This window comes from Brachybacterium phenoliresistens, assembly GCF_000576425.1.
Classification (GTDB): Bacteria; Actinomycetota; Actinomycetes; order Actinomycetales; family Dermabacteraceae; genus Brachybacterium; species Brachybacterium phenoliresistens.
Map to the genome: position 1 here is coordinate 274,428 of NZ_KK069989.1, position 23,577 is coordinate 298,004.

Consider the following 23,577-nt stretch of genomic DNA (forward strand, 5'->3'; position numbering starts at 1 on the left):
CACGACAGAGCCACTGGGCTTAGGTAAGGCTAACCAACCGTGGCGATGTGATGCGTGCGGTCCGGATCCTGATCACAGCGCCGGCATCACCCCGAGGGCGACGAGCAGCGCCGGGGCGAGCACGAGGATCCCGGCCAGCAGCACCGGTGCGCCGAGGACCCCGAGGGCGATCGGCACGCGGCGCCAGCCGGTGCGATGGGAGCAGGAGACCGCGGTCGCCCCGAAGGCTCCCGCGAAGGCCGTCATGGCCAGGACGTACCCGATGCCGGCCGCATCGATTCGCCCCGGCCCGCCGGCCCAGCCGAGCAGCATGGCGATCGCCTCCCCGATCGACCCGAGCGCGTAGAGCGAGAAGACCGCGAACGCGCCCCAGAGCAGCAGGGTCGTCAGGGCCGATCCGCCGGCGCGGGAGGGAGTGCGCAGCGACAGCAGCAGGACGGCGGCCCCCAGCAGCTTCAGTGCGACGACCAGCCAGTTCATCACGGAGAGCCCGTCGGCATAGGCGGCCGTCGAGCCGGTCGCGAAGCGATCCCCGGCCTCGAAGGAGACGTTCACCGCCGCGAAGGCGAGCAGGCCCAGCGCCCCGAGCACCGCCGCCGCGCGGACCGCCCGTCCCGGCGCCGGCACGATGCCGGGACCCGGCCGCTCCGCCGCGGCGGTCATGCCGCGTCCCGAACGGCTCGGCGCGCTCGCCGACGTGCCAGGAGCAGCAGGGTCGAGGGGACCAGGACCATCACGAATCCGCTCGGACCCACCATCCAGATGCACAGCAGGGCCCAGATCCCGAGCACCGCGCCGACGTACCCGGGCACGGTGCCGCCGCGCCGCCCCACCTCGAGCACGAGCAGCGCGAACAGCACCCCGGGCACGACGAATCCGCCGGGCAGTCCCCAGAACGGGATCATCGCCTCGGCCGGCATCGGTCCCGTACGGAAGGGGCCGGCGAGCCAGGCGCTCCACCAGGGATGGATCGCGAAGACCACGGTGTGCAGGATGCAGATGATCAGCAGGGACACGGCCGCTGCGACGGTCAGCGCGTCGGCGGGCGGCCGGGAGGCGGCGGTCGAGGGCGAGGAGCTGGGGATGGTGCGTGAGGAGGTCATGCCTCGAGCCTGCGGTGCGCCGGGCCGGTGCTCTTCCCCGGGGCGGGGGAATCGGCTCCCCCGCACGGGGGAGCGGGGCGCGCCGCCCGGCCACGCCGGTGCGGCGCGCAGGCGGCTCAGGGGCGGGGCGTGCGCCGCCGCAGGATGCCGTGCAGGGCGAGGCCGCTCAGCAGCGCCCAGAACGCGGCGCTGACGCCGAACGCGGCGATGCCGGAGGCCGCGACGATGAAGGTCGCGGCGGCGGGCAGCTGCTCGGAGGCATCGGCGAGGGCGCCGCGCAGCGCCGAGGCGAAGGTGCCGATCAGCGCCAGTCCCGCGACCGCGGCGATCACCCCCGCCGGAGCGACCGCGATGAGCTGCGCGGCGGCCGTCGCCGCGAGGCCCAGCACGACCATGGCGATGCCCGCGGTGAGGGAGGCGATCCAGCGGCGGTCGCGATCAGGACCGGCCTCGGGGCCGGCCGCCAGGGCGGCGCTGATCGCGGCGAGGTTGATGCCGTGACCGCCCGCCGGGGCGCCGAGGAGGCTGCCGGCGCCGGTGACCAGCATCGAGGCGCGCCACGGCACCTCGTAGCCCAGGCCCTTCATCACCGCGACCCCCGGGACGTTCTGCGAGGCCATCGTGACCAGGTACAGCGGCAGCGCGATGCCCACGAGGGCGCCGAGGGACAGGGTGGGCGCCGTGAGCTCGAGCCGCGGCACGAGCGCCGATGGGGACAGGCCGGTGCCCGAGGACGCCATCGAGACCACGATGACGGCGGTCGCGGTGAGGAACGCCAGCGGTGCGGCCCAGCGCGGGGCGAAGCGGGAGGCCAGCGCCCACACCACCACGACCGGCGCGACCCCGAGCGGATTCTCCATCAGGCCGGTGACCGGGCCCAGGCACAGCTGCAGCAGCACCCCGGCGAGCATCGCCTGGGCGATGGAGGTGGGGATGCGGGAGATCAGACGGCTCAGCTGCGGGACCATCCCCGTGAGCATGATCAGCGCCCCGACCACGAGGAACGCGCCGACGGCGGCGCTCCAGCCCCCGGTGATCGCGCCCGTGGTCGCCAGCAGCGCGGCTCCCGGCGTCGACCACGCGACGGTGATCGGCAGGCGCGTGCGCAACGACAGGACGATCGACCCCAGCCCCATCAGGACGCTCACGGCCACCAGCCCGCTCGCCGCCTGCGCGGGGCTCGCGCCGACGCCCTCGAGGCCGCTGAGCACGACCACGAAGGAGCTGGTGAACGCCACCAGCGCGGAGACGAGGCCCGCGGTGACGGGCTGCAGCAGCGACCCGGCCGGCCCCGGAGCCCCGCCGGAGGACGTCTCCGGGACGACGGGCGGGGGAGCGGGGCGGGACTCGGCGGGCATGGCCCCACGGTAGGCATCGGGGTCGCGGTGCGGCGCGGCGGTCCGATGCGTGGCCCCGCCCCGCCTCGCCCCGACCGCCCGACCGTGCGGTCGAGGTGCGCCGGGACCGCGGGGACGACCATGTGGTCGAAAAATGATCATCGCTGGTCACGGATGGATAACGGAGAATGCCGATTGCGGGGTCGCCATGGGGGTTGTGCGGCCCGGAGGGTCGTGCTTAGTCTCGAGGTGGAGCATCTGCTCCAGGGAAAGATCGACCGACTCGATGAGAGGATCTGATCTCCATGGCAGACACCAACAACCCCGGACAGTTCGGCAACCGCGAGGACACCGAGCAGCAGGCGAGCAGGGGCGGCCAGGCCTCGACCGGCAGCTTCGGCTCGGAGAACGGCGCGGATCCCCGCGCTGCGGGCCACGAAGGCGGCCAGGAGTCCTCGGGCAGCTTCGGCTCGCAGAACGCGGCCGACCCCAGCGAGGCCGGTCAGCAGGGTGGCCGGGCGTCCTCGGGCAGCTTCGGCTCCCAGAATGCGGCCGACCCCAGCGAGGCTGGTCAGGAGGGTGGTCGAGCGTCCTCGGGCAGCTTCGGCTCCCAGAACGCGGCCGATCCCAGCGAGGCCGGTCAGCAGGGAGGTCGAGCCTCCTCGGGCAGCTTCGGCGACGAGAACTCCGCCGACCCGAGCCAGGCCGGCCGGGCGGGTGCCGACGCCCAGTCCACCGAGGCCAAGCGTGAGGGCGGCCGCAACAGCCACAGCGGCGGCTGACCCCTTCCCCCTCTTCCGTCCGACAGCGGGCGCAGGCGCACGGCGCCTGCGCCCGCTGTCGCTGTGCGTGGGCGTGTGTGGGGCGCCGGTTGGCGATGAAAGACATGACCGATGGACGACCGGCCAGATAATCTGGCCGGACGCGTCGAGAAGAAATACCCGTGTGCCGCGGGAGAAGAAATGAAGATTCTTTCCTGACAAGGATCTGCGTGCCCGCCCAGAATTCCCGGGAAGGACAGGGCCCGGCCCCCCGGAGATCCGGGGCGCGCGGGCCCTGTCCTTCCCTCCACGGGCCCTCACAGGCCCTCACGGGCACTCCCGGGCCCTCCCGGGATCAGCTCGCGGCCGGCTCGAACCGGGTCCAGACGCGATGCTCGGCGAGCAGGTCCCGCAGGGCCTCGGCGGCGGCCAGGCCGTCCGCGGCGATGACCACGCCGGCCGCCGCGCCGCTGCCGGCCCCGCTCGGGTCCAGCCCTGCCAGGCGCCCGGCGACGCCGCTGTCCTCGACCACCTGCTCGCCGTCCTGCCAGGCGGCGATCGGCTTCGCATGGCGCCAGCACCCCTGCACCAGGGCGATGACCCGCGGATCGACCGCGCTGGCCACCGCACGACCGGCGCCGTCGACCACGGCCGCGGCGCCCGTCACCGGCGTCCCGGCCCGGGCGTCGACTGTCGGGCGGGCATCGACCGCCGCCGCGGGCGCTCCGGCCAGGAGGATCCCGTCCAGCTCGAAGGTCTGGGCCGTGGCGAAGGTGCGATCCACCGGGCGCCCGACCACCTCGCCGCCCTGCGGGGCGATGATCAGCGGGCGCAGCCGGGCCGTCTCCAGCTCCGCGAGCGTCGCCTCCAGGTCGCGCGGCAGCACATCGGGATCCACGACCACCCCGACCACCCGGCCGTCGACCGGCCATCGGCCCCCGAGCTGCGAGAGCGCAGCGCTGGGCGGCATGTCCTCGGCGGGCGGCTCCTCGGCCTCCGGGGCCGGCAGCCCGAGCGCCGCGGCGACCCGGCGGCACAGCTCGGCGTCGATGCGCGCCAGGCACTGCACCTGGCGCTCGCGCACCGCCACCTCGCGGCAGCGTCCCAGCTCGAAGGAATAGGCCGCCACGACGTGGTCCCGCTCGAGCGCGGTCAGCGATCGCCAGAACAGGCGCGCCTGGCTGAAGTGGTCCTCGAAGGAGGCGGGCGCCCGGCGCTCGCGGACCGACCCGGCCACGGGCGCCGGCACGTCCAGGAAGGCGGACGGGTCGGCGCCGGCGGTCATCGGGCATCCGCCGTCCAGGCTGTTCGGGGAGTACGGGGCGATGCCCTCGTGGACCGCTTGCTGGCCGAAGCCGTCGCGCAGCATGTCGTCCACCGGCGCATGGGGGCGGTTGATCGGCAGCTGCGAGAAGTTGGGCCCGCCCAGCCTCGTGATCTGCGTGTCGATGTACGAGAACAGCCGTGCCTGCAGCAGCGGGTCGTCGGTGACGTCGATCCCCGGCGCCAGGTTCCCGGGATGGAAGGCGACCTGCTCCGTCTCGGCGAAGTAGTTGGTGGGGTTGCGGTCCAGCGTCAGCAGGCCCACCGGCTGCACGGGCGCGAGCTCCTCCGGGATCAGCTTCGTGGGATCCAGCAGATCGATCCCCTCGAACATCTCCTCGGCGCTGTCGGGGAGGACCTGCATCCCCAGCTCCCAGCGCGGGAAGTGGCCGGCGTCGATGGCGTCGGCCAGGTCCCGGCGGTGGAAGTCCGGATCGGCCCCGCCGAGCATCTGCGCCTCCTCCCAGGTCAGGGAATGGACGCCGAGCAGCGGCTTCCAGTGCAGCTTGACCAGGCAGGTCCCGCCCTCGGCGTCGGTCAGGCGGAAGGTGTGGATGCCGAAGCCCTCCATCATCCGGTACGAGCGGGGGACGGCCCGGTCGGACATCTGCCAGATCGCGTGGTGCTGTGCCTCCGTGTGCAGGGAGACGAAGTCCCAGAAGGTGTCATGGGCGCTCTGGGCCTGCGGGATCTCCCGGTCGGGGTGGGGCTTGGCGGCATGGATGATGTCGGGGAACTTGATGCCGTCCTGGATGAAGAACACGGGGATGTTGTTCGCGACCAGGTCGTAGTTGCCCTCGCGGGTGTAGAAGCGGGTCGCGAAGCCTCGGGTGTCGCGGACGGTGTCCGCCGAGCCGCGCGAGCCGACCACCGTCGAGAAGCGCGTGAAGACCTCGGTCACCCGCCCCGGGGCGAGGAAGTCCGCCACCGTCCGCGAGGCGGCGGTGCCGTAGCTCTCGAAATGGCCGTGGGCCGCGGCGCCGCGCGCATGCACCACCCGCTCCGGGATCCGCTCGTGGTCGAAGTGGGTGATCTTCTCGCGCAGGTGATGGTCCTGCAGCAGGGAGGGGCCGCGGGCGCCGGCGCGCAGGCTGTGGTCGGTGTCGCGCAGGCGCAGGCCCTGCGAGGTGGTGAGGGTCCGTCCCTCCTGGGAAAGGGGCGGGACGCGGTAGCCCGCAGGCTGCGCCTGGTCGGGCTGCGCCGCGGCGGGCGGCGCGGCGTCACGAGGGGTCGGGGAGGAGGAGTCGTGGGCGTCGTCGGCCATGGGGTGTCCTTCCGGAGGCACGGAGGCCGCCGCGCAGTGCGCGCGACGGCCGCCGTGGAGGGGTGATCGGGACGGTCGATCAGGGGGTGGGGTTGCCGCCGGTCACGGCGAGGGTCTCGCCGAGGACGTAGCTGGACTCCGGCGAGGTGAGGAACACGAACGCCGGGGCGAGCTCGGTGGGCTGCCCGGCGCGCCCCAGGGGCGTGGACTTCCCGAACTCGGGCAGGGCGTCCTTGGGCTGGCCGTCGGAGACCTGCAGCGGCGTCCAGATCGGCCCGGGGGCGACGGCGTTCACGCGGATCCCGCGGGGCGCGAGCTGCTGGGCCAGGCCCTTGCTGAAGTTGTTGATCGCCGCCTTCGTGGACGCGTAGTCGACCAGGTGCGGGGAGGGCGAGTACGCCTGGATCGAGGTGGTGTTCACGATGGTCGAGCCCGCCGGCAGGTGCGGCAGCGCCTCGCGGACGATGCGGGCCATCGCCGTGATGTTCACGGTGTAGGTCTGCGTCCACTGCTCGTCGGTGAGGTCCTCGAACTTCTCGACCGCGATCTGCTTGCCGGCGTTGTTGACCAGGGCGTCCAGGCCGCCGAGCCCCTCGACGGCGCGGGAGACGACCTCGCGGCAGGCCTCGGCGTCGATGAGGTCCGCCGGGATGAGCACGGCGGTGCGGCCCGCCTCGCGGATCACGCCGGCCACGTGCTGGGCGTCCTCCTCCTCGGCGGGGAGGTAGTTCAGCGCGACATCGGCGCCCTCGCGGGCGAAGGCGATCGCGACGGCCGCCCCGATGCCGGAGTCGGCGCCCGTGATCAGGGCCCGGCGGCCCTCGAGACGGCCGGTGCCGCGGTAGCTGTCCTCGCCGCGGTCGGTGCCGGGGATCAGCTCGGCGTCCAGGCCGGGCTCGGGCTGATCCTGCTTCGGCGGGGTGATCTCCGGGAATCGGGTGACGGGGTCGCAGAAGGTGAGCTGGTCGGTGGACTGTGCGGAGGTGTTCATCCTTCTCGCTCCTTCGATGGTTCTCGGCGCGGGGGTCCCGGCCGATGGTTCTCGACGCTGCCGCCGCGGCGATCGTGCCGCCGGCGGGCGTCCTGAACGGTGCTTCCGCACGGCCGGCCCGGGGGCCCGGACGGCGGTGCGTCGCGGGGCTCCGGCGGTCGGTCCCGGTGTCTCCGCCGACCCTGCGATGACCTCACCGTAAGCACACATCGGCGCCCTGGGGAAGGGTCGGGCTCGACCGATCGGTCGAGGGGCGCGAACCTCGACCGAGCGGTCGGAAGATCGTGCGCCGTCGGCCGCGCGTGGCTGCGACCTGCAGGTCCTCTGCGCCGATGGAGGTCGCGGGCTCGGGCCGCGGACCCTCGCGGAACGGGGCGGCGCATGCTAGGAAGGAGGGGATCGCCCGAGGAGCCGATGCGGCTCGGGGCATCCGCGGCCCACCGGCCGCCGCCCCCTCCGCGCCGAGCACCGCGCCGTCCACAGGGCCGCCCGCCCTGTGCAGAACAGGAGGCAGCACATGGTCATCGTCGCGTGGATCATCACCGGCATCTTCATCGGAGCCATCGCCAAGAACATCCTGCCCCGCCGCTCCCGCGGCGGCTGGGTGAGCACCATCGGCCTGGGGGTGCTCGGCGCCGTGGCGGGCGGGCTCATCTTCCGCCTGGCCACCGGCGGCACCCTCGGCTCCCTCGTCACGGACCCGTGGTCGTGGGCCTCCCTGCCCGTCGCCATCCTCGCCGCCGCGGTCCTCGCCTTCGGGTGGCGCTTCCTGCGCATCGGCCCCGAGCGCGAGCGTCGGGACCCGGCGACCGAGGCCGAGGCGCGCGTGCAGGGGCAGGAGCGCCCATGAGCGGCGCCGGCCGCGGGGCCCCCGTGACCGGCGACCCCCGCGCGGGCTCAGCCCGCGGCATCCTCCCGCTCGTCCCGATCCTCCCGCTCGGCCCGATCGTCCGGGCCGTCCTCCGAGCGCTCCCGCTGCCGCTCCCGGCTGGCATGCGTGAGCTGGCGCAGGTCGGTCTCGGAGTCGAAGCTCGCCCCCAGCCCGCCGGCGACGACGCCGAGGGCCGCGCTGAGCCAGGCCACGCCCATGTAGTGCGAGAAGGTGGCCGGCTCGCCGAGGACCTGCGCCATGAACGAGGGGGCGATCACCACCAGCCCCGCCAGGAGGATCAGCACCACCAGGGCCACGTACAGCGCGAGGACGCACAGGAACAGCGTCAGCAGCGTGGAGACGTTGTACAGGGCCGCCGGCCCGCCGCCGTCCTCGTGGACCGGTCGGTCCCAGAGGCGGTTGCCCACCACCAGCCAGCCGACCATCAGCGTCATGGCCAGCAGCCCGATCAGCAGCAGCCGCGGCGTGGACAGCGCCGCCGACATCTGCCAGATCGAGCTGTAGAAGATGCCGAAGGCGCCCGCGGCCGAGGCCGCCGCCAGCGCGCTGGAGAGCTTGCGGACCGTCGCCCACGGCGCGTTGGTCACCACCATCCCCAGCACCGTGCGCACCTGGCCGATGACGGGACGGGCCCGCAGTGCGATCACCCCGCGCGCGGCGTCCCGTTCCCAGACCGGCGCTCCCGGGGAGGTCGACCGGCGGGTCGGCATCCGACCCCGCGCGGGGATCAGGCCCTCGCCCAGGTGCTCGACGCTCTCGACCATGATGTCCAGGATCCGACGCCGAGGGGACAGGCTCCACAGGGTCGGCCAGAACAGCGCCGCGAGCCGATGCTCGGGGAACGCCTCGGCCACCAGCAGTCGCCCCTGCGCGTGCCGCGGCATCTCCGTGAGCACCAGGGTGATCTCAGCCCCGTCGTGCTCGCGGCGCAGCCGCGCCGCGGAGGCCAGGCGCAGCGAGCCGTCGGTGCGGGTCTCGATCAGCTCGGAGCGCACGTGCACCGTCGCCGGGCCGTCGACCCGCTCCGCCAGACGCCGCTCCAGGTCCTCGCGGATCGCGAGCATGCGGCGCAGCGGAAGGCCGGGATCGGTGACCACGAGGATCGTGATGCCGCCGGAGGTCTCGTCGGACATGTTCTCGCTCCCTGGGGATGGTTCGCACGCGGCTGCTGCCCTCCGCGCATGCTAGGCCCCCGTCGCGGGGCCGGAGGGAATCCCTGACCGTTCGGAAGGAACCCCGTCGACACCGAAGGAGGACCACCATGAGAGCACTGACCTGGCAGGGGACCCGCCGCGTCCGCGTCGAGGACGTCCCCGACCCCCGCATCGAGCGTCCCGACGACGCGATCATCCGCATCACCTCGACCGCCATCTGCGGATCCGACCTGCACCTGTACGAGGTGCTGGGCCCGTTCCTGGACGCCGGCGACGTGCTGGGGCACGAGGCCATGGGGGTGGTCGAGGAGGTCGGCAGCGCCATCACGCACGTCGCCCCCGGCGACCGGGTCGTCGTCCCCTTCACCATCTCCTGCGGCCGATGCTTCTTCTGCCGCCGCGGACTGGACTCCCAGTGCGAGACCACCCAGGTCACCGAGCACGGCACCGGCGCCGCGCTGCTGGGCTACTCGCGCCTGTACGGGCAGGTGCCCGGCGCCCAGGCCGAGCTGCTGCGGGTGCCGCACGCCGACCACGGCCTGATGCCCGTCGGCGAGGAGCTGCCCGACCACCGCTACCTCTTCCTCAGCGACATCCTGCCCACCGCCTGGCAGGGCGTGCGCTACGCCGACGTCCCCGAGGGCGGCACCCTCGCCGTGCTCGGCCTGGGGCCCGTCGGCCAGCTCGCCGCCCGCATCGGCGCCCTGCAGGGGGCGCGCGTGATGGCGATCGACCCCGTGCCCGCCCGCCGCGAGATGGCCGCCCGCCACGGCATCGAGACCTTCGCCCCGGGGGAGGACTCCGTCGCGGCGATCCGGGAGGAAACCGCCGGCCGCGGCCCCGACGCCGTCGTCGACGCCGTGGGCATGGAGGCCCACGGCAGCCCGGCCGCGCACGCGGCCCATCGGGCGGTGGGCCTGCTGCCCGACGCCCTGGGCCGGGCCGCCCTGGAGAAGGCCGGCGTGGACCGCCTGGCCGCCCTGCACACCGCCCTGGACCTGGTGCGCCGCGGCGGGACCGTGTCCCTCAGCGGGGTCTACGGCGGGGCCGCCAGCCCGATGCCGCTGCTGCGGATGTTCGACAAGCAGATCCAGCTGCGCATGGGGCAGGCCAACGTGCGCGCCTGGACCGACACGCTGATGCCGCTGGTGGAGGACCCCGCCGACCCGCTCGGCCTGGACGACCTGGTGACCCATCGGCTGCCGCTCGAGGAGGCCCCCGCCGCCTACGACATGTTCCAGCGCAAGCACGACGGCTGCGTGAAGATCGTGCTGGATCCCGCCGGGAGCGCGGCATGAACGGCGCCCCGGCCCGCGGCCGCGACTGCTGGCACGTGCCCAAGGGCGGCGTGCCCGCCAAGCTCGAGGAGCCCGGCACCCGCACGGGCACGATCCCCGTGACCGGCGCCGTCCCCCACGGGGCGAGCCCCCGCCCCGGCGGCAGGCCTCGCCGGAGGATCGGCTACCACGCCTCCCACGAGCAGACCCCGCCGGAGGAGCTGCTGCGTCTGGTGCAGCGCGCCGAGGCCGCCGGCTTCGACGCCGTCCTGAGCTCGGACCACCTGGCCCCGTGGGGCGTGGCGCAGGGCCATGCCGGCCACGCCTGGAGCTGGCTGGGCGCCGCGCTCGCCGCGACCACCCTCCCGTTCGGGGTCGTCACCGCCCCCGGCCAGCGCTACCATCCCGTCGTCACGGCGCAGGCCGTCGCCACCCTCTCGCGCATGTTCCCCGGCCGCTTCTGGGCGGCCTACGGCAGCGGCGAGGCCCTCAACGAGCACGTCACCGGCGATGCCTGGCCCAGCCACGAGGAGCGTCGCCAGCGCCTGCGCTCCAGCGTGCAGATCATCCGCGCCCTGCTCGCGGGAGAGACGGTCAGCGCCGATGAGCCCGTGCGCGTGCACGAGGCCCGGATCTGGAGCCGTCCCGCGCAGCCGCCGCCGGTGATCGCCGCCGCGGTGAGCGAGCAGACCGCCGCCTGGGCGGCCGGCTGGGCCGAGGGCCTGATCACCGTCGGCAGCGACCCGCAGCAGACGGCGGCCGTGCTCGAGGCGTACCGCGGCCGGGGCGGCCGCGGCGAGGCGATGCTCCAGATCCACGTGAGCCTCGCCCGCACCGACGACGAGGCCCTGCGCATCGCGCAGGAGCAGTGGCGCCAGGCCACCGTCTCCGCCGAGCAGATGTGGGACCTCGAGCACCCCGAGCACTTCGACGCCCGCTCCGATCCCCGGCCCGAGGCGATGCGCGGCGCCGTCGCCATCTCCTCCTCGCCCCGGCTGCTGGCCGACCGGATCGCCGAGGCGGCGCGCGGCTTCGACCAGGTGCACATCCACCACGTCGGCCTCGACCAGGACCCCTTCCTCGACCAGGCGCCGGAGCTGCTGGGCGCGCTGCGCGAACGGCTGCACGCCGCCGCGGCGCCGCCGGAGCCCGGCCGGCCTCCGCAGGAGCACGGATGAGCCCGGGCAGGAGCCGCGGCACCGGCGGAACCGGGGAGCGGCGCTCCACCCGACCGGCCGACCGCAGCGACCTGTGGTGGCGCACCGCCGTCATCTACTGCCTGGACATCGAGACCTTCCAGGACTCCGACGGCGACGGGGTGGGCGACATCGACGGCCTCGCCGACCGCATCGAGTACCTCGCATCCCTCGGGGTGACGTGCCTGTGGCTGATGCCGTTCCAGCGCACCGAGGACCTCGACGACGGCTACGACGTCACCGATCACCTCGGGGTGGACGAGCGGCTGGGGGACCTGGGACGGTTCGTCGAGCTACTGCGCGTCGCCCACGACCGCGGGCTGCGCGTCATCATCGACCTGGTCATCAACCACACCTCCGACCAGCACCCGTGGTTCCTCTCCGCCCGCAGCAGCCGCGAGAGCCCCTTCCGCGACTACTACGTGTGGCGCGACGAGGTTCCCGAGGACCCGGGCAACAGCGTGTTCCCCGGCCAGGAGGACGGGATCTGGGAGTACGACCGCGCCACCGAGCAGTACTACCTGCACAACTTCTACCGCCACCAGCCCGACCTCAACCTGGCCGAACCGCGGGTGCGCGAGGAGATCGCCCGGATCCTCGGGTTCTGGCTGCAGCTGGGCGTGGACGGCTTCCGCATCGACGCGGTGCCCTTCCTCGTCGAGGAGCCCGGCGCCCCGGACGGACAGGACCCCCACGCCTTCCTGCGCGAGATGCACCGCTTCGTGCGGCGGCGCTGCGGGGAGGCGGCGCTGCTGGGCGAGGTGGGGCTGCCCCACCAGGAGCAGCTGGAGTACTTCGGGGACGGCGGGGTCGAGCTGGACCTCCAGCTCGACTTCCTCACCGCCCAGATGGTGTTCCTGGCGATGGCTCGCGAGGACGCCGCCCCGCTGGCCCGCGTCCTGGCCGAGCGCCCCGTGGTGGACGCCGCCCAGGGCTGGGCGATGTTCCTGCGCAACCACGACGAGCTGACGCTCGAGCTGCTCGGGGAGGGGCCGATGCAGGAGGTCTTCGAGGCGTTCGCCCCGGATCCGCGCCGGCGCGTCTTCGACCGCGGCATCGTGCGGCGCCTGGCGCCGATGCTCGAGAACGACCCCCGCCGCCTGCGCCTGGCCTACAGCCTCCTGTTCTCCCTGCCCGGAGCCCCGGTGCTCTACTTCGGCGAGGAGATCGGGATGGGCGAGCCGGAGGACACCGACGACCGCGGCGGCATGCGCACCCCCATGCAGTGGGAGGCCGGCCCCACCGGCGGCTTCTCCGGGGCGCCGCGCGAGGAGCTGCCCACGCCCCCGACCGGCGGGGAGCTGGGCCCCGACCGGGTCAACGTGCGCGACCAGCTGCGGGACCCCGAGTCCCTGCTGTCGTACATCCGCCGGCTCATCGCGCAGTACCGCTCCACCCCGGAGATCGCCTGGGGCGAGCTGAGGGTGCTGGACGTCTCGCCCGCCTCCGTGCTCGCCCACGCCTCCGTCTCCGCGGGCGCCGCCTTCCTCGCCGTGCACAACCTCTCCGCGCAGCCGTGCACGGTGCGGGTTCCCGTCGGGGAGATCGTCGGCGAGGACGCCTGCTTCGAGGACCTGCTGGCCCCCACGGAGGGCCTCAGCGCCGACGGCGGGCAGATCACCCTCGCGCTGGAGGCCTACGGCCATCGCTGGCTGCGGGCCGCGGACCTCGACCCCGCGCCGTGACCCGCCTTAGAGGCGGATCCTGAGCGCGGCGGGCTGGACCTCGATGCGCAGGGAGGTCGTCTCGCCGAGGGCCTCCCCGTCGATCTGCGCCATACGCGGCGCGGACAGGTCCAGGGCGAGGGTGCTGAGCGCGAGGCGGGTGGCGGTCTCGCTGTCGACGGCGCCCTCGCCGTCGTCGCCGCGGCCCGGCAGCAGCTTCGCGATGCCGTTGTCCCAGACGACGTTGCGGACGGTGTCCGCCCAGCCGGCGACGCCGTCCTCGCCGAGGATCAGCAGGTCCATCCGGCCGTCATCGGGCGCGGCATCGGGCAGCAGGTCGATCCCGCCCTGCACGGTGCCGACGTTGCCGACCAGGACCGTGTGCACGGTCTCGTGGATGCGGGTCTCGCCGTCGACGACGAGATCGGCCTCGACGGCGGAGCTCGCCGTCACCGCCCGTCCCATCGCCTCGACGTAGGCGATCCAGCCCGCCGTCTTCTTGAGGTCGTCATCGGTCTCGTCGATCATGCGGGCGTCCACGCCGACCCCGGCCATCACCAGGAAGGCGCTGCGCCGCGGGCCGTCCTCGAGCTCGGCCAGGCACCAGCCGACGTCGACGGGGCGGGCCGTCCCGTCCAGCGCCCGGGCCAGGGCGGCGTCGACGTCGCCCAGCGGGATGCCGAGGTTGCGGGCCAGCAGGTTCCCGGTGCCCAGGGGGACGATGCCCAGCTCCACGCGGGAGCGGCGCTGGGCGAGGACCTCGGCGACCGCGCGGACGGTGCCGTCGCCCCCGGCGGTGATGATCAGGTCGACGCCGGCGGCGAGGGCCTGCGCGGCCGCCGCGCCTCCCGGATCCTCCGGGGTGGTCTCGAAGATCGAGAGCTGGGGCCGGGACCGCATCTCGGAGGCGGCGTCGAGGGCGTCCTCGAGCACCTCCGCCTCGACCTTCGAGGGGTTCAGGACGATGCCGATGTGCTGCTCGGACATGGGGTCTCCTTCCGGGAGGGGCGGGCGCCGGATCCGGCGGATCAGACGGCGCGGTCCTTGGTGATCAGCCCCCACACGAAGGAGAACACCAGAGCACCGATCACCGCGATGGCGAGCGAGCCCCAGGACCACGGATCCGCGAAGACGGCGCCGACGCCCTTGCCGCCGATGAGCCCGAACAGCAGGCCGCCGACGAATGCGCCGATGACGCCGAGCAGCAGGGTGGCGATCCAGCCGCCGCCCTGGCGGCCGGGGAGGATGAGCCGGGCGAGCGCGCCGGCGACGAGGCCGACGATGATCCAGCCGATGACGACCATGAGGAGCTCCTTGTCCGGCCCGGGCACGTGCCGGGGCCGATGGGGGACGGGGAAGGTCGAGGGCGGCAGCCCTCGGTGTCGTGCAGGGGACGCGACCGGGCGCCGGTTCCTCACGGCCGGGCGCCTGGTTCGTGACGCAGGTCATATCGGTGTGGGGTGCGGGGCGGCCACCGCAGGGGCCGGCCGGGGCGCGAAGCGGCCGCCGCGGGGGCCGCGCGGGGTGCGGGCCCGGCCGGTCTCAGCAGCGCAGGCGGAGCGCGGCGGGCTGGACCTCGAAGTCCAGGCAGCGGGTGCGGCCGATCGGCTCGCCGTCCAGCTCGAACATGCGCGCCTCGGACAGCCGCACCTCCAGCGTGGTGATCGGCCGCCGGGTGGCGGTCCGGCTGTCGACCGACTCCTCGCGACCGGTGAGGATCCGGGTGACGCCGTTGTCCCAGACCAGGTTGCGCACGGTGTCGACCCAGCCGGTCACCCCGTTCTCGCCGAGGATCAGCAGGTCCAGGCGGCCGTCCTCGGCGGAGGCGTCGGGCAGCAGGTTCAGCCCGCCCTGGACGATGCCGACGTTGCCGACCATCACCGTGTGCGCCCGCTCGCGCAGCGCGGTGCGGCCGTCGATGAGCAGGTCCACGTCCACCGGGGCGCTCGCCGAGATCGCGGGCCCCATCGCGGCGATGTACGCCAGCCAGCCGATGCGCTTCTTGAGGGACTCGTCGGTCTGCTCGATCATGTGGGCGTCCACGCCGATCCCCGTCATGCTCGCGAAGGCGTACCGCCGTGGACCGTCCTCGAGGGCGACCTCGACCCAGCCGATGTCGATCGGCCGCGCCGATCCGTCCAGGGCCAGCGCGAACGCCGCGGCAGGATCGTGCAGCGGGATGCCCAGGTTGCGGGCCAGCAGGTTGCCGGTGCCCATCGGCACCACGCCCATGTCCGCGGGGGCGCCGCGGCGTGCGAGGGTCTCCACCACTGCGCGCACGGTGCCGTCGCCGCCGGCGGCGACCACGAGGTCCGCGCCCGCCGCGAGGGCCCGCTGCGTCGCGCCGACGCCCGGGTCCTCCCGGGAGGTCTCGAAGGTGGTGATCCGCGGGGGCTCCCGGTCGATGGTCGCCGCACGCACCGCCGCGTCGAGGATCTCCGCCTCCACCTTCGCGGGGTTGCGGATGATGCCGACGTGCCGCGCGGACACCGGCTCAGCCCGTCGATCCGGTGAGCACGTCCAGCACGTCCTGACCGTACTCGGCGAGCTTCTTCGCGCCCACCCCGCTGACCCCGCCCAGCGCGCCCACGCTGCCGGGGCGGGCCTCGACGATCCCCACCAGGGTCGCGTCGGAGAACACCATGTACGGCGGGATCGCCTTCTCCGTGGCGACCGATGTGCGCCAGGCGCGCAGGGCCTCGAACACCTCGCGCTGGGCGGGCTCGAGCCCATCGGCCGCCCGCGACCCGGCCGAGCCGCCGCCGGACCCCGCGCCGCGCGAGCGGGAGGCCTTCCCCGGGGCACGGTCCACGGCGAGCTCGAGCACGGTCTCGCCGGAGAGCACCGGGCCGGCCTGCGGGCCGGGGACCAGGACGCCGTAGTCGCCCTCCGCCTCGACGATCCCGCGGGCCAGGAGTTGGCGCAGGGCCGTGCGCCACTCGCGCTCGGACAGCTCGGTGCCGATGCCCCACACGCTCAGCTCATGGTGGCGGCCCTGGCGGGAGCGGTCGTTCTCCCGGCCCAGCAGCACCTCGATGATCTGCCCGGACCCGAACTTCTGGCCGCGCTCGCGGTCCAGACGGATCAGCGCGGAGAGCATCTTCTGCGCCGCGACCGTCGCATCCCACGTCTTCGGCGGGGACAGGCAGGTGTCGCAGTTGCCGCAGGGCTCGGAGTCCTGCCCGAAGTAGCGCAGCAGCTGCACACGGCGGCAGGTGACCGTCTCGCACAGGGCCAGCATCGCGTCCAGGTGGGAGCGGGCGTTGCGCTTGAACTGCTCGCTGCCGTCGCCGCCGTCGATGAACTTCCGCTGGCTGACGACGTCGCCCAGGCCGTAGGCCATCCATGCCGTCGACGGCTGCCCGTCGCGGCCCGCACGGCCCGTCTCCTGGTAGTAGCCCTCGATGGACTTGGGCAGGTCCAGGTGCGCCACGAAGCGGACGTCGGGCTTGTCGATGCCCATGCCGAAGGCGATGGTCGCGACGATGACCAGGCCGTCCTCGCGCAGGAACCGCTCCTGGTGGTGCTGGCGCACGCGCGCGTCGAGGCCCGCGTGGTACGGCAGGGCCGGCACGTCCCGCTCGCTGAGCCAGGCGGCGACCTCCTCGACGCTGCGCCGCGAGAGGCAGTACACGATGCCCGCCTCTCCGGGATGCTCGGCGCGGATCAGCCGCAGCAGCTGCTCGCGGGCCCGGTCCTTCGGCTCGATGCGGTACTGGATGTTGGGGCGGTCGAAGCTGGAGACGTAGTGCTGCGCCTGCTCCATGCGCAGGTTGCGGGTGATCTCCTCATGGGTCTGCCGGGTGGCCGTGGCCGTCAGCGCGATCCGCGGCACCCCGGGGAAGGCCTCCGCCAGGACGCTCAGGCCCAGATAGTCGGGCCGGAAGTCGTGGCCCCACTGGGCCACGCAGTGCGCCTCGTCGATCGCGAACAGGGCGATCCGGGCGCGCTGCAGCAGGCCCAGGGTGCGCTGCAGGACCAGCCGCTCCGGCGCCATGTACAGCAGGTCCAGCTCCCCGGCCAGCAGCTGCTGCTCGACGGCCTGCGCCTCGTGCGGATCCAGGGTCGAGTTCAGGAACGCCGCCCGGATGCCCACCGCCTCCAGCGCCGCCACCTGGTCGGCCATCAGGGCGATCAGCGGGGAGATCACCACGCCCGTGCCCTCCCGCAGCAGCGAGGGGATCTGATAGCACAGGGACTTGCCGCCGCCGGTGGGCATGAGCACCACCGCGTCCCCGCCGCCGGCGACGTGCTCGATGATCGCCGCCTGGTCGCCGCGGAAGGCGTCGTACCCGAACACCCGCGAGAGCACCTCGAGAGCGCGCGCCCCCGCCCCGCCCGGCGCCCCGGCGGCGGCATCGGCGATACCGGGCAGGGACTCGAGGGACTCGGGCAGGGCCGGCTCGGCGGGATGGGTCTCCATGGGGGCCAGACTATGCGTCCGGGCTGGGGTGGAGGAGGGGGAGCGCCGACGCTGTGGACGAAGCGCGGAACACCTCGGGCGGTGCGCGGAAGACGGGCCTGCGAGCGTCGCTACAGTGGATCGGTGCGCCGCCCCAGACCCTCCGTCCCACGGATCCCGGAATGACCGTCTCTCCGCGATGCGCGATGGCGCTGCTGTCGGTGCCCCCGGTCCGCGGCGCGCTGTCCGTGCTCTTCCTGGTCATGTTCGTGGCGGTCACGCTGGTGCCCGGCGAGCACGGCGCGGCGATGCGCATCGGCGGCGGCCTGGCGGTGCTGCTGCTGGGCGTCCCCCTCTGGTCCGCGACCCTCGCCGGCTTCGTGCGCGATGTGCGCCGCCCGCACCGGAGGGGCCGGACCGTCGTGGTGGCGAGCCGCCCGCGGCCGTTCGCCGTCACGGTGTCCTGGATCGCGCTGGGCGCCGTGGTCGGCGGCCTGATCGGATTCGGCCTGGTCACGGGTCTGGGCGGCCCGGACCCGGCGGCGGCGCTCTGCCTGCTCGCGACCGTGCTGGGCCTTCCGACCGCGGCGGTGCTGCCGCGGCTGAGCCGATGGCACGCCGACGGCTCCGGGGTCGTCGCCGTCTGCGAGCGCGGTCTGCACGTCACGGCCCGTCCCGGGGAGGAGGTCGCGGCGATCCCGTGGGATCGGCTCGGCCCCATCGGCGACCTGCCGCCGGACGTCGGCGGCGCGCTGGGGCGCCGGGTGCGCTGGCACCCCGGCGCCCGCGAGGCCGTCGGCCGCTGGGCGCAGGAGGGCTTCTCGCCGACGGCGGCGGAGGTGCGGGCGCTGCGGCTGGACCCGGCATGGTCCGCCGACCCCGCCGCGCACGAGCCCACCTCCGCCTCCCGCAGGAGGCGCGCCGCCGAGCTGGCCTGGGCGCTGACGCTGTGCACCGGCCTGCTCGCCGGCCTGATCGGCCTGGTGGTCACCGGCACCTCGCCGTGGTGGGCCCTTCCCGCGTTCGGCTGGGCGCCGCTGCTCGCGATCTGGTTCCTGGTGCCGCATCGGGGCCGGCGAGGCGCGGGATCGTCGGAGCGGGGTATCGCCCCGCGGTGATCGGCGTGCTCCGGGGCGTCGGCGCTCGTCGCGGAGCCCCGCGTTCCCTGTCCGGAGCGGGGAGGCGGCCGAGGCCGCAGGGAAGGCTCCCGCCTCCGCGATCGCCGACGAGCTCGAGATGCCGGCCGCGTCGTCGACGCCCCCCGCAGGGATCTGACGTCCTCGCCGGGGGCGCGGACGCCCCGCCCTCGGCGGCGAGGTGTGCATCGCTCCCGGTGCCGCAGCGGAGGGGGATCCCGGGGAATCGTGGGAGATCGCTCTCCCGCGACGGCGGACGCGTTCTCCGAGCATGGACCTTGACAAGGGTTCCTGCCGGATCGAAGATGGGAACACGCATTCCGCCGATGAGGGCGGGGTGCCCGCGGACGGAACCCGAGGAGCGACGATGTCCAGTTCCCCCACAGCGCCGGCGACCACCGCCGCGCCCCCGACGGCCCGCGCCAGGCGCCGCCCCGCGGCGCGCTGGTCGCTCGGCCTGATCCTGCTGGCCGTCCCGGGGATCCTGTACTTCCTGGTGATGAACTACGCGCCCATGGCGGGCCTGGTCGTCGCCTTCAAGGAGTTCGACGTCTCCCAGGGCATCTTCGGCTCGCCGTGGAACGGCCTGCGGAACTTCGAGTACTTCATCGCCACCGGCAGCGCCCCGCGGATCCTGTGGAACACGGTGTTCCTGAACACCCTCTTCCTGGCCTCCACGCTGGTGGTCGGGATCGTGCTGGCGATCATGCTCAACGAGATCCGGCTGAGCATCTACAAGCGGACCATGCAGTCGGCGATCTTCTTCCCCTACTTCGTCTCCCCGGTCGTCATCAGCGTCATCCTGCAGGTGCTCCTGGCGGGGGTCGGCGGGCAGTCCGGCGCGGTCAACGACATGCTCAGCGTCTTCTCCCTGCCGCAGGTGTCCTGGTACTCGGAGCCGGGGCCCTGGCCGGTCATCCTCACCATCGTCAAGGTGTGGCAGCTGGGCGGATACCAGTCCGTCATCTTCCTCGCCGCGATCACCTCGATCTCGGAGGAGACCTATGAGGCCGCGGCGATCGACGGCGCGACTCGCGCGCAGATGGCCTGGCACATCACGGTGCCGATGCTCCGCCCGACCATCGCGATCCTGGTGATCCTCGGTGTGGGCCGCATCTTCTACGGGGACTTCGGGACCATCTACGCCATCGTCGGTGACAACGGTCTGCTCTTCCCGACCACCGACGTGATCGACACCTACGTCTTCCGGGCGCTGCGCACTCTGGGCGACTTCGGGACCACCGCCGCCGTGGGCCTGTTCCAGTCCGTGGTCGGCCTGCTGTTCGTGCTCGGGGCGCTGCAGCTGCAGAGGCGCTTCGCCAAGGACACGAGCGTCCTGTGATGACCGCCGCCACCGCACCGAGCCGGGAGGGCTCCTCGATGTCCACCACAGTCACCGCCCCCGGGCGTTCCCCCGTCGGCACCTCGGGGCCGCGTCCCGCCGCACGTCGCGGCCGGCGCCGGCCCGAGGGGTTCACCGTCGCCAGCTACATCGTCGTCGGCCTCGCAGGTCTGGCGAGCCTGGTCCCGTTCTGGATGATCGTCGCCGGATCGTTCACCGACGAGTCGGTCCTGGCACGCCAGGGATACAGCCTGTGGCCGACGCAGTTCTCGACCGCCGCCTACGAGGGGATCTTCTCCGGCAGCGCGATCTACAACGCCTACTTCGCCTCCGGGTACATCACGATCGTCGGCACGATCTGCTCGGTCCTCAGCAGCGTGGGCATCGCGTGGGTGATCGCGCGGCGCAGCTCCGGGATCTCCCGGCCGCTCGCGATCTTCGCGTACATCCCGATGCTCTTCTCGGGCGGGCTGGTGCCCACCTATCTGCTGGTCACCCAGGTCCTGCACCTGCAGAACACCTGGTGGGCCGTGATCCTGCCGCACATGATCACGCCGTTCCTGGTGTTCGTGACCGTCGCCTTCTTCCAGGGCATCCCCGAGGAGATCCTCGACGCCGCGCGCGTCGACGGGGCCGGCGAGCTGCGGATCTTCTTCCGGATCGTCCTGCCCCTGTCCAAGCCGATCCTCGCCGTCCTCGCGCTGTTCTACGCCGTCGCGTACTGGAACGAGTGGTTCAACGCGCTGCTGTACATCTCGAACCCGGACTTCTACCCGCTCCAGCTGCTGCTGCAGAACCTCATCACCAACGTCTCCAACGCGAGCCAGCTGCCGGCCTCGGCCTCCGGAGTCGCACCCGTCTACCAGCTCCGCCTGGCCCTGACGATCGTCACCATCGGCCCGATCCTCCTGGCCTACCCCTTCGCCCAGCGCTACTTCGTCAAGGGCCTCACCCTCGGCGCCAGCAAGGGCTGACCCGACGCGCCGCAGCGTCCCCGCAGACCGCAGTGCCCAAGCCCACCATCGCCATGTCCGTCAAGGAGGACACCATGTCGTTCACCCCCTCGCGCCGCGCGCTGCTGTCCGGAGCCGCCGCCGGAATGCTCGGCCTCGCCGCCTGCCAACCCAGCGCTCCCCTCGGCAGCGGCTCCGGGGGCGAAGGGGTCGGCGAGCACCCGAGCCTCGCCTACCTCCCCTCCACCCAGCCGGCGAACTGGAGCGCCGTCATCGGCGCGGTCAACGAGAAGATGAAGGCCGACATCGGCACCACGCTGGACGCCCAGTTCCTCAACTGGAGCCAGTATGCCCAGCAGGTGCTGCTCAAGTTCACGGCCGCCGAGACCTTCGACTCCGCCCTCAACGCCCGCTGGATGAACATGGTCCAGCTGGTCTCCTCGAACTCCCTCGCCGACCTCACCGACGAGATCGGGAAGCACGAGAACCTCTCGAAGGCGCTCGCGCCCGAGCTGATCGAGGCCAACAAGTGGTCGGGCAGGCTGTGGGGCATCCCGCAGGTCAACGGGGCCGCCCGCATCCATCACTTCGGATACCGCGACGACCTCGCCGCGGGCGAGCTCACCGACTTCGACTCGTTCCTCAAGTACCTCAGCGACGTCAAGCAGAAGAACCCGGACATCACGCCCTTCGAGCTGCACAACAACGTGGGCCTCAACCAGGCCATCACGTTCTCCCCCCTCACCTGGGAGGACCCGCAGCCGGTGAGCCAGGCGTTCTCCGGCGGGTCGATCGGCGTCGCGATCAACCCCGACGACCCGACGGACATCCGCCCCGTCTACGAGTCCGAGCACATCATCGAAGGGATCCGCGTGCTGCGCGACCTCTACGAGAAGGGCCTGGTCAACAAGGACGCGCTGACGCTCGACTCCGCGACCGCGAACAGCCAGTTCGCCGCCGGCCGGTTCGCCGCGCACGGCGTCATCACCGACGGCCTCGGCTCCCAGAGCCTGAAGACGCTCCAAGCCGCCGTGCCGGGCGCGAGCCTCGCCAACCTGCTGCCGTATCGCGACGGTCTGGCCGCCAAGCCCTTCCAGACGTTCCAGTCCGACAACTTCGCCGTGATCAACCCGGCCGGGGACGTCGACCGGGCCCTGCAGATCCAGGACTGGCTGTCCATCCAGGAGAACCACGACATGCTCGCCTACGGCATCGAGGGCACCGACTGGACCGCATCGGGGGAGGACAAGTACGAGGCGCTGTCCGACTACGTCTTCCCCGGCTTCGCGCTGCTGTGGCGCATCGACCTCGAGCGCATGCCCTCGACCATCTCCGCCTCCGAGGAGGAGATCTTCGCCTGGTCCAAGAAGTTCGAGAACTTCACCCTGGACCCGCTGGCCACGTTCTACCCCGATGTCACGCCGGTGAAGAAGGAGGACGCGGAGCTGACCAACGTCGCCACCGAGCATCTCAAGCCCCTGTGCTCGGGCGCGGTCGACGTCGACGCGGGCCTGGACGCGCTGCGCAGGGCTGCGGAGGCGGCCGGCATCGAGAAGGTGATGGAGGAGATGCGCACGCAGATCTCCGCCCACCTCGCAGAGCAGGGCTGATCCGGGGGCGCGCCCCGCGAGGGACGCGGGTTCCGGGGCCGTGCGACACCGGCCTCGGATCCCCTCCCCGCCGACGCCGGGGCGCGCCGACCGCGCCGGTCGACGACCTGGGCGCCCGGCTCAGGCCGGCGGCGTGGACTCGCGGGTGATCACGTGCCCGTGCATAACGATCTCGCGCGGCGCATCGGCGCCCTCGTCCAGGCCCAGCTCGAACGCCTTCGCACCGACCTCCACCCACGGGAGCTTCACGGTGGTCAGCGCCGGCGTGACATCGCGCAGCGCGACCAGATCGTCGACGCCGGAGATCGCGACATCGGTCCCCAGCGCGATCCCGGACTCGCGCAGGCGCGCCATCGCCCCCAGGGCGACCGAGTCGGCGACGCAGAGGACGGCCCGGGTGGGGCGGCCCCGCCGGATGAACTCGCCGGCGGCGATGTACCCGCCGTCGCGGGTGAACGGGGAATGGATGATCCGATCCGATCCCAGCTCCACCCCGGCCTCGCGCAGCGCCGCGACGGCGCCGGCCGTGCGCCGCGAGCCGGGAGTGCCCTGGGCCTGCTCGCCCGCGAAGATCGTCAGGTCCCGATAGCCGAGCTCGAGGTAGCGCTGCACCATCAGGCGACCCACCTCGTGGTCGTCGACGCGGACGCAGTCGTAGGGAAGGTCGTGGGCGCCGATGAGGACCACGCGGCCGCCCTCGGCGCTGAAGGCCGCGAGCCCCTCCGCGACGGGGTCGGCGCCCCGGACCTCGCCGTCGCTGCGGCGGCTGCCCGAGAGGATGAGCAGCTTCGCCCGCTGCGCGCGGAATCCGGCGATGATCTCCGCGGCCTGGGAATGGTCGTCGCCCGAGACCGCCATCGTCACCATCACCTGACGGCGCTGCGCGGCGTTGAGGACGCCGACGGCGATCGGATTGAAGTAGTCGTCGGGGATCGCGCCGACCAGCAGGCCGATGCTTCCGGAGCGGCCTCGCACGATCGCCTGCGCTGCGGTGTTCGCGACGTACCCGAGCTCCCCCGCCGCGGCGAGGACGCGGCCGCGCAGTTCCTCGGCGACGACGCGCGTGGACCCGTTGAGCACCCGGGAGGCGGTCGCACGGGACACCCCGGCGCGGGCGGCGACGTCCGCGAGGGTCGCGACGCGCGAATGTCCACTGGTCATCGGGGTCTCCT

The 23,577-nt window shown here is 73.3% G+C and carries 20 protein-coding genes; 9 read left to right on the forward strand and 11 right to left on the reverse strand.

Going from position 1 to position 23,577, the window contains the following annotated elements:
* Positions 1-72: 72 nt before the first annotated feature.
* The 3 genes from BF93_RS04355 to BF93_RS04365 form a co-directional block, all read right to left on the reverse strand.
* Positions 73-663 carry a hypothetical protein gene (locus BF93_RS04355; RefSeq protein ID WP_038370828.1) on the reverse strand — a complete coding sequence of 197 codons (591 nt, stop codon included), beginning with the start codon at positions 661-663 and terminating at the stop codon, positions 73-75.
* Positions 660-1,103, reverse strand: a complete 444-nt coding sequence (locus tag BF93_RS19510) for a hypothetical protein (RefSeq protein WP_156954033.1) — start codon at positions 1,101-1,103, stop codon at positions 660-662. The genes BF93_RS04355 and BF93_RS19510 overlap by 4 nt, the downstream gene beginning before the upstream one ends.
* A 116-nt stretch (positions 1,104-1,219) precedes the next feature.
* Positions 1,220-2,461 (reverse strand): benzoate/H(+) symporter BenE family transporter, encoded by a 1,242-nt coding sequence (locus BF93_RS04365; protein ID WP_084148250.1) that lies wholly within the window; start codon positions 2,459-2,461, stop codon positions 1,220-1,222.
* A 284-nt stretch (positions 2,462-2,745) separates the two neighbouring features.
* Here BF93_RS04365 and BF93_RS04370 point away from each other — a divergent pair, with 284 nt between their 5' ends.
* Complete coding sequence (locus BF93_RS04370) at positions 2,746-3,222, forward strand: hypothetical protein (protein WP_051486506.1); 477 nt, start codon at positions 2,746-2,748, stop codon at positions 3,220-3,222.
* A gap of 334 nt (positions 3,223-3,556) precedes the next feature.
* Here BF93_RS04370 and BF93_RS04380 read toward each other — a convergent pair whose 3' ends face one another.
* Both BF93_RS04380 and BF93_RS04385 read right to left on the reverse strand, forming a co-directional pair.
* Positions 3,557-5,788, reverse strand: coding sequence for a catalase (locus tag BF93_RS04380; protein ID WP_051486507.1), 2,232 nt, complete (start codon positions 5,786-5,788; stop codon positions 3,557-3,559).
* 79 nt (positions 5,789-5,867) lie between these two features.
* Complete coding sequence (locus BF93_RS04385; RefSeq protein WP_038370829.1) at positions 5,868-6,779, reverse strand: SDR family oxidoreductase; 912 nt, start codon at positions 6,777-6,779, stop codon at positions 5,868-5,870.
* A gap of 517 nt (positions 6,780-7,296) precedes the next feature.
* On the opposite strand from BF93_RS04385, the gene BF93_RS04390 reads away from it, so the two are divergent.
* The gene (locus tag BF93_RS04390; protein WP_198025341.1) at positions 7,297-7,629 is read left to right on the forward strand and encodes a GlsB/YeaQ/YmgE family stress response membrane protein; all 333 of its coding nucleotides are present in this window, start codon (positions 7,297-7,299) and stop codon (positions 7,627-7,629) included.
* Positions 7,630-7,676: 47 nt separating this feature from the next.
* Here BF93_RS04390 and BF93_RS04395 read toward each other — a convergent pair whose 3' ends face one another.
* Entirely contained in the window at positions 7,677-8,804 is a 1,128-nt protein-coding gene (locus tag BF93_RS04395; RefSeq protein WP_051486508.1) for a hypothetical protein, read from the reverse strand.
* A gap of 128 nt (positions 8,805-8,932) precedes the next feature.
* Between BF93_RS04395 and BF93_RS04400 the strand changes: the two genes are divergently transcribed.
* The 3 genes from BF93_RS04400 to BF93_RS04410 are packed head-to-tail and all read left to right on the forward strand — an operon-like array spanning position 8,933 to position 12,983.
* Positions 8,933-10,123 (forward strand): alcohol dehydrogenase catalytic domain-containing protein, encoded by a 1,191-nt coding sequence (locus BF93_RS04400; RefSeq protein ID WP_038370830.1) that lies wholly within the window; start codon positions 8,933-8,935, stop codon positions 10,121-10,123.
* Positions 10,120-11,280, forward strand: a complete 1,161-nt coding sequence (locus tag BF93_RS04405; RefSeq protein WP_156954034.1) for a TIGR03885 family FMN-dependent LLM class oxidoreductase — start codon at positions 10,120-10,122, stop codon at positions 11,278-11,280. The genes BF93_RS04400 and BF93_RS04405 overlap by 4 nt, the downstream gene beginning before the upstream one ends.
* A complete protein-coding gene (locus tag BF93_RS04410) occupies positions 11,277-12,983 on the forward strand; it encodes an alpha-amylase family glycosyl hydrolase (protein ID WP_084148251.1) in 1,707 nt (568 codons plus the stop codon). The genes BF93_RS04405 and BF93_RS04410 overlap by 4 nt, the downstream gene beginning before the upstream one ends.
* Positions 12,984-12,989: 6 nt before the next feature.
* Here the strand turns inward: BF93_RS04410 and BF93_RS04415 are convergent, their stop codons facing one another.
* The 4 genes from BF93_RS04415 to recQ all read right to left on the reverse strand — a co-directional run bounded on the left by BF93_RS04415 (position 12,990) and on the right by recQ (position 17,385).
* Positions 12,990-13,949: a diacylglycerol/lipid kinase family protein gene (locus BF93_RS04415; RefSeq protein ID WP_051486509.1), complete on the reverse strand. Its 960-nt coding sequence runs from the start codon at positions 13,947-13,949 to the stop codon at positions 12,990-12,992.
* A 41-nt stretch (positions 13,950-13,990) separates the two neighbouring features.
* Positions 13,991-14,266 carry a GlsB/YeaQ/YmgE family stress response membrane protein gene (locus BF93_RS04420; RefSeq protein ID WP_038370833.1) on the reverse strand — a complete coding sequence of 92 codons (276 nt, stop codon included), beginning with the start codon at positions 14,264-14,266 and terminating at the stop codon, positions 13,991-13,993.
* 238 nt (positions 14,267-14,504) lie between these two features.
* On the reverse strand, positions 14,505-15,452 hold the full coding sequence (locus BF93_RS04425; protein ID WP_038370834.1) for a diacylglycerol/lipid kinase family protein: 948 nt from the start codon (positions 15,450-15,452) through the stop codon (positions 14,505-14,507).
* Between the two features lie 4 nt (positions 15,453-15,456).
* Positions 15,457-17,385: a DNA helicase RecQ gene (recQ, locus tag BF93_RS04430; RefSeq protein ID WP_084148252.1), complete on the reverse strand. Its 1,929-nt coding sequence runs from the start codon at positions 17,383-17,385 to the stop codon at positions 15,457-15,459.
* 161 nt (positions 17,386-17,546) lie between these two features.
* Here recQ and BF93_RS04435 point away from each other — a divergent pair, with 161 nt between their 5' ends.
* The 4 genes from BF93_RS04435 to BF93_RS04450 all read left to right on the forward strand — a co-directional run bounded on the left by BF93_RS04435 (position 17,547) and on the right by BF93_RS04450 (position 22,405).
* Positions 17,547-18,482, forward strand: coding sequence for a hypothetical protein (locus BF93_RS04435; RefSeq protein ID WP_156954035.1), 936 nt, complete (start codon positions 17,547-17,549; stop codon positions 18,480-18,482).
* Between the two features lie 385 nt (positions 18,483-18,867).
* Complete coding sequence (locus tag BF93_RS04440) at positions 18,868-19,842, forward strand: ABC transporter permease (RefSeq protein WP_038370838.1); 975 nt, start codon at positions 18,868-18,870, stop codon at positions 19,840-19,842.
* Entirely contained in the window at positions 19,842-20,816 is a 975-nt protein-coding gene (locus tag BF93_RS04445; protein WP_051486510.1) for a carbohydrate ABC transporter permease, read from the forward strand. Before BF93_RS04440 ends, BF93_RS04445 begins: the two co-directional genes overlap by 1 nt.
* A 74-nt stretch (positions 20,817-20,890) precedes the next feature.
* On the forward strand, positions 20,891-22,405 hold the full coding sequence (locus BF93_RS04450; protein ID WP_198025342.1) for an ABC transporter substrate-binding protein: 1,515 nt from the start codon (positions 20,891-20,893) through the stop codon (positions 22,403-22,405).
* Between the two features lie 120 nt (positions 22,406-22,525).
* On the opposite strand, the gene BF93_RS04455 is transcribed toward BF93_RS04450, so the two are convergent.
* Complete coding sequence (locus BF93_RS04455; RefSeq protein ID WP_038370842.1) at positions 22,526-23,566, reverse strand: LacI family DNA-binding transcriptional regulator; 1,041 nt, start codon at positions 23,564-23,566, stop codon at positions 22,526-22,528.
* Positions 23,567-23,577 lie beyond the last annotated feature (11 nt).

Coding starts and splice junctions, on each gene's coding strand:
- BF93_RS04365 (WP_084148250.1), bottom strand. CDS start 2,461: ATGCCCGCCGAGTCCCGCCCCGCTCCCCCGCCCGTCGTCCCGGAGACG.
- BF93_RS04355 (WP_038370828.1), bottom strand. CDS start 663: ATGACCGCCGCGGCGGAGCGGCCGGGTCCCGGCATCGTGCCGGCGCCG.
- BF93_RS04410 (WP_084148251.1), top strand. CDS start 11,277: ATGAGCCCGGGCAGGAGCCGCGGCACCGGCGGAACCGGGGAGCGGCGC.
- BF93_RS04370 (WP_051486506.1), top strand. CDS start 2,746: ATGGCAGACACCAACAACCCCGGACAGTTCGGCAACCGCGAGGACACC.
- BF93_RS04385 (WP_038370829.1), bottom strand. CDS start 6,779: ATGAACACCTCCGCACAGTCCACCGACCAGCTCACCTTCTGCGACCCC.
- recQ (WP_084148252.1), bottom strand. CDS start 17,385: ATGGAGACCCATCCCGCCGAGCCGGCCCTGCCCGAGTCCCTCGAGTCC.
- BF93_RS04455 (WP_038370842.1), bottom strand. CDS start 23,566: ATGACCAGTGGACATTCGCGCGTCGCGACCCTCGCGGACGTCGCCGCC.
- BF93_RS04390 (WP_198025341.1), top strand. CDS start 7,297: ATGGTCATCGTCGCGTGGATCATCACCGGCATCTTCATCGGAGCCATC.
- BF93_RS04440 (WP_038370838.1), top strand. CDS start 18,868: ATGTCCAGTTCCCCCACAGCGCCGGCGACCACCGCCGCGCCCCCGACG.
- BF93_RS04405 (WP_156954034.1), top strand. CDS start 10,120: ATGAACGGCGCCCCGGCCCGCGGCCGCGACTGCTGGCACGTGCCCAAG.
- BF93_RS04420 (WP_038370833.1), bottom strand. CDS start 14,266: ATGGTCGTCATCGGCTGGATCATCGTCGGCCTCGTCGCCGGCGCGCTC.
- BF93_RS19510 (WP_156954033.1), bottom strand. CDS start 1,103: ATGACCTCCTCACGCACCATCCCCAGCTCCTCGCCCTCGACCGCCGCC.
- BF93_RS04400 (WP_038370830.1), top strand. CDS start 8,933: ATGAGAGCACTGACCTGGCAGGGGACCCGCCGCGTCCGCGTCGAGGAC.
- BF93_RS04445 (WP_051486510.1), top strand. CDS start 19,842: ATGACCGCCGCCACCGCACCGAGCCGGGAGGGCTCCTCGATGTCCACC.
- BF93_RS04435 (WP_156954035.1), top strand. CDS start 17,547: ATGACCGTCTCTCCGCGATGCGCGATGGCGCTGCTGTCGGTGCCCCCG.
- BF93_RS04380 (WP_051486507.1), bottom strand. CDS start 5,788: ATGGCCGACGACGCCCACGACTCCTCCTCCCCGACCCCTCGTGACGCC.
- BF93_RS04450 (WP_198025342.1), top strand. CDS start 20,891: ATGTCGTTCACCCCCTCGCGCCGCGCGCTGCTGTCCGGAGCCGCCGCC.
- BF93_RS04415 (WP_051486509.1), bottom strand. CDS start 13,949: ATGTCCGAGCAGCACATCGGCATCGTCCTGAACCCCTCGAAGGTCGAG.
- BF93_RS04395 (WP_051486508.1), bottom strand. CDS start 8,804: ATGTCCGACGAGACCTCCGGCGGCATCACGATCCTCGTGGTCACCGAT.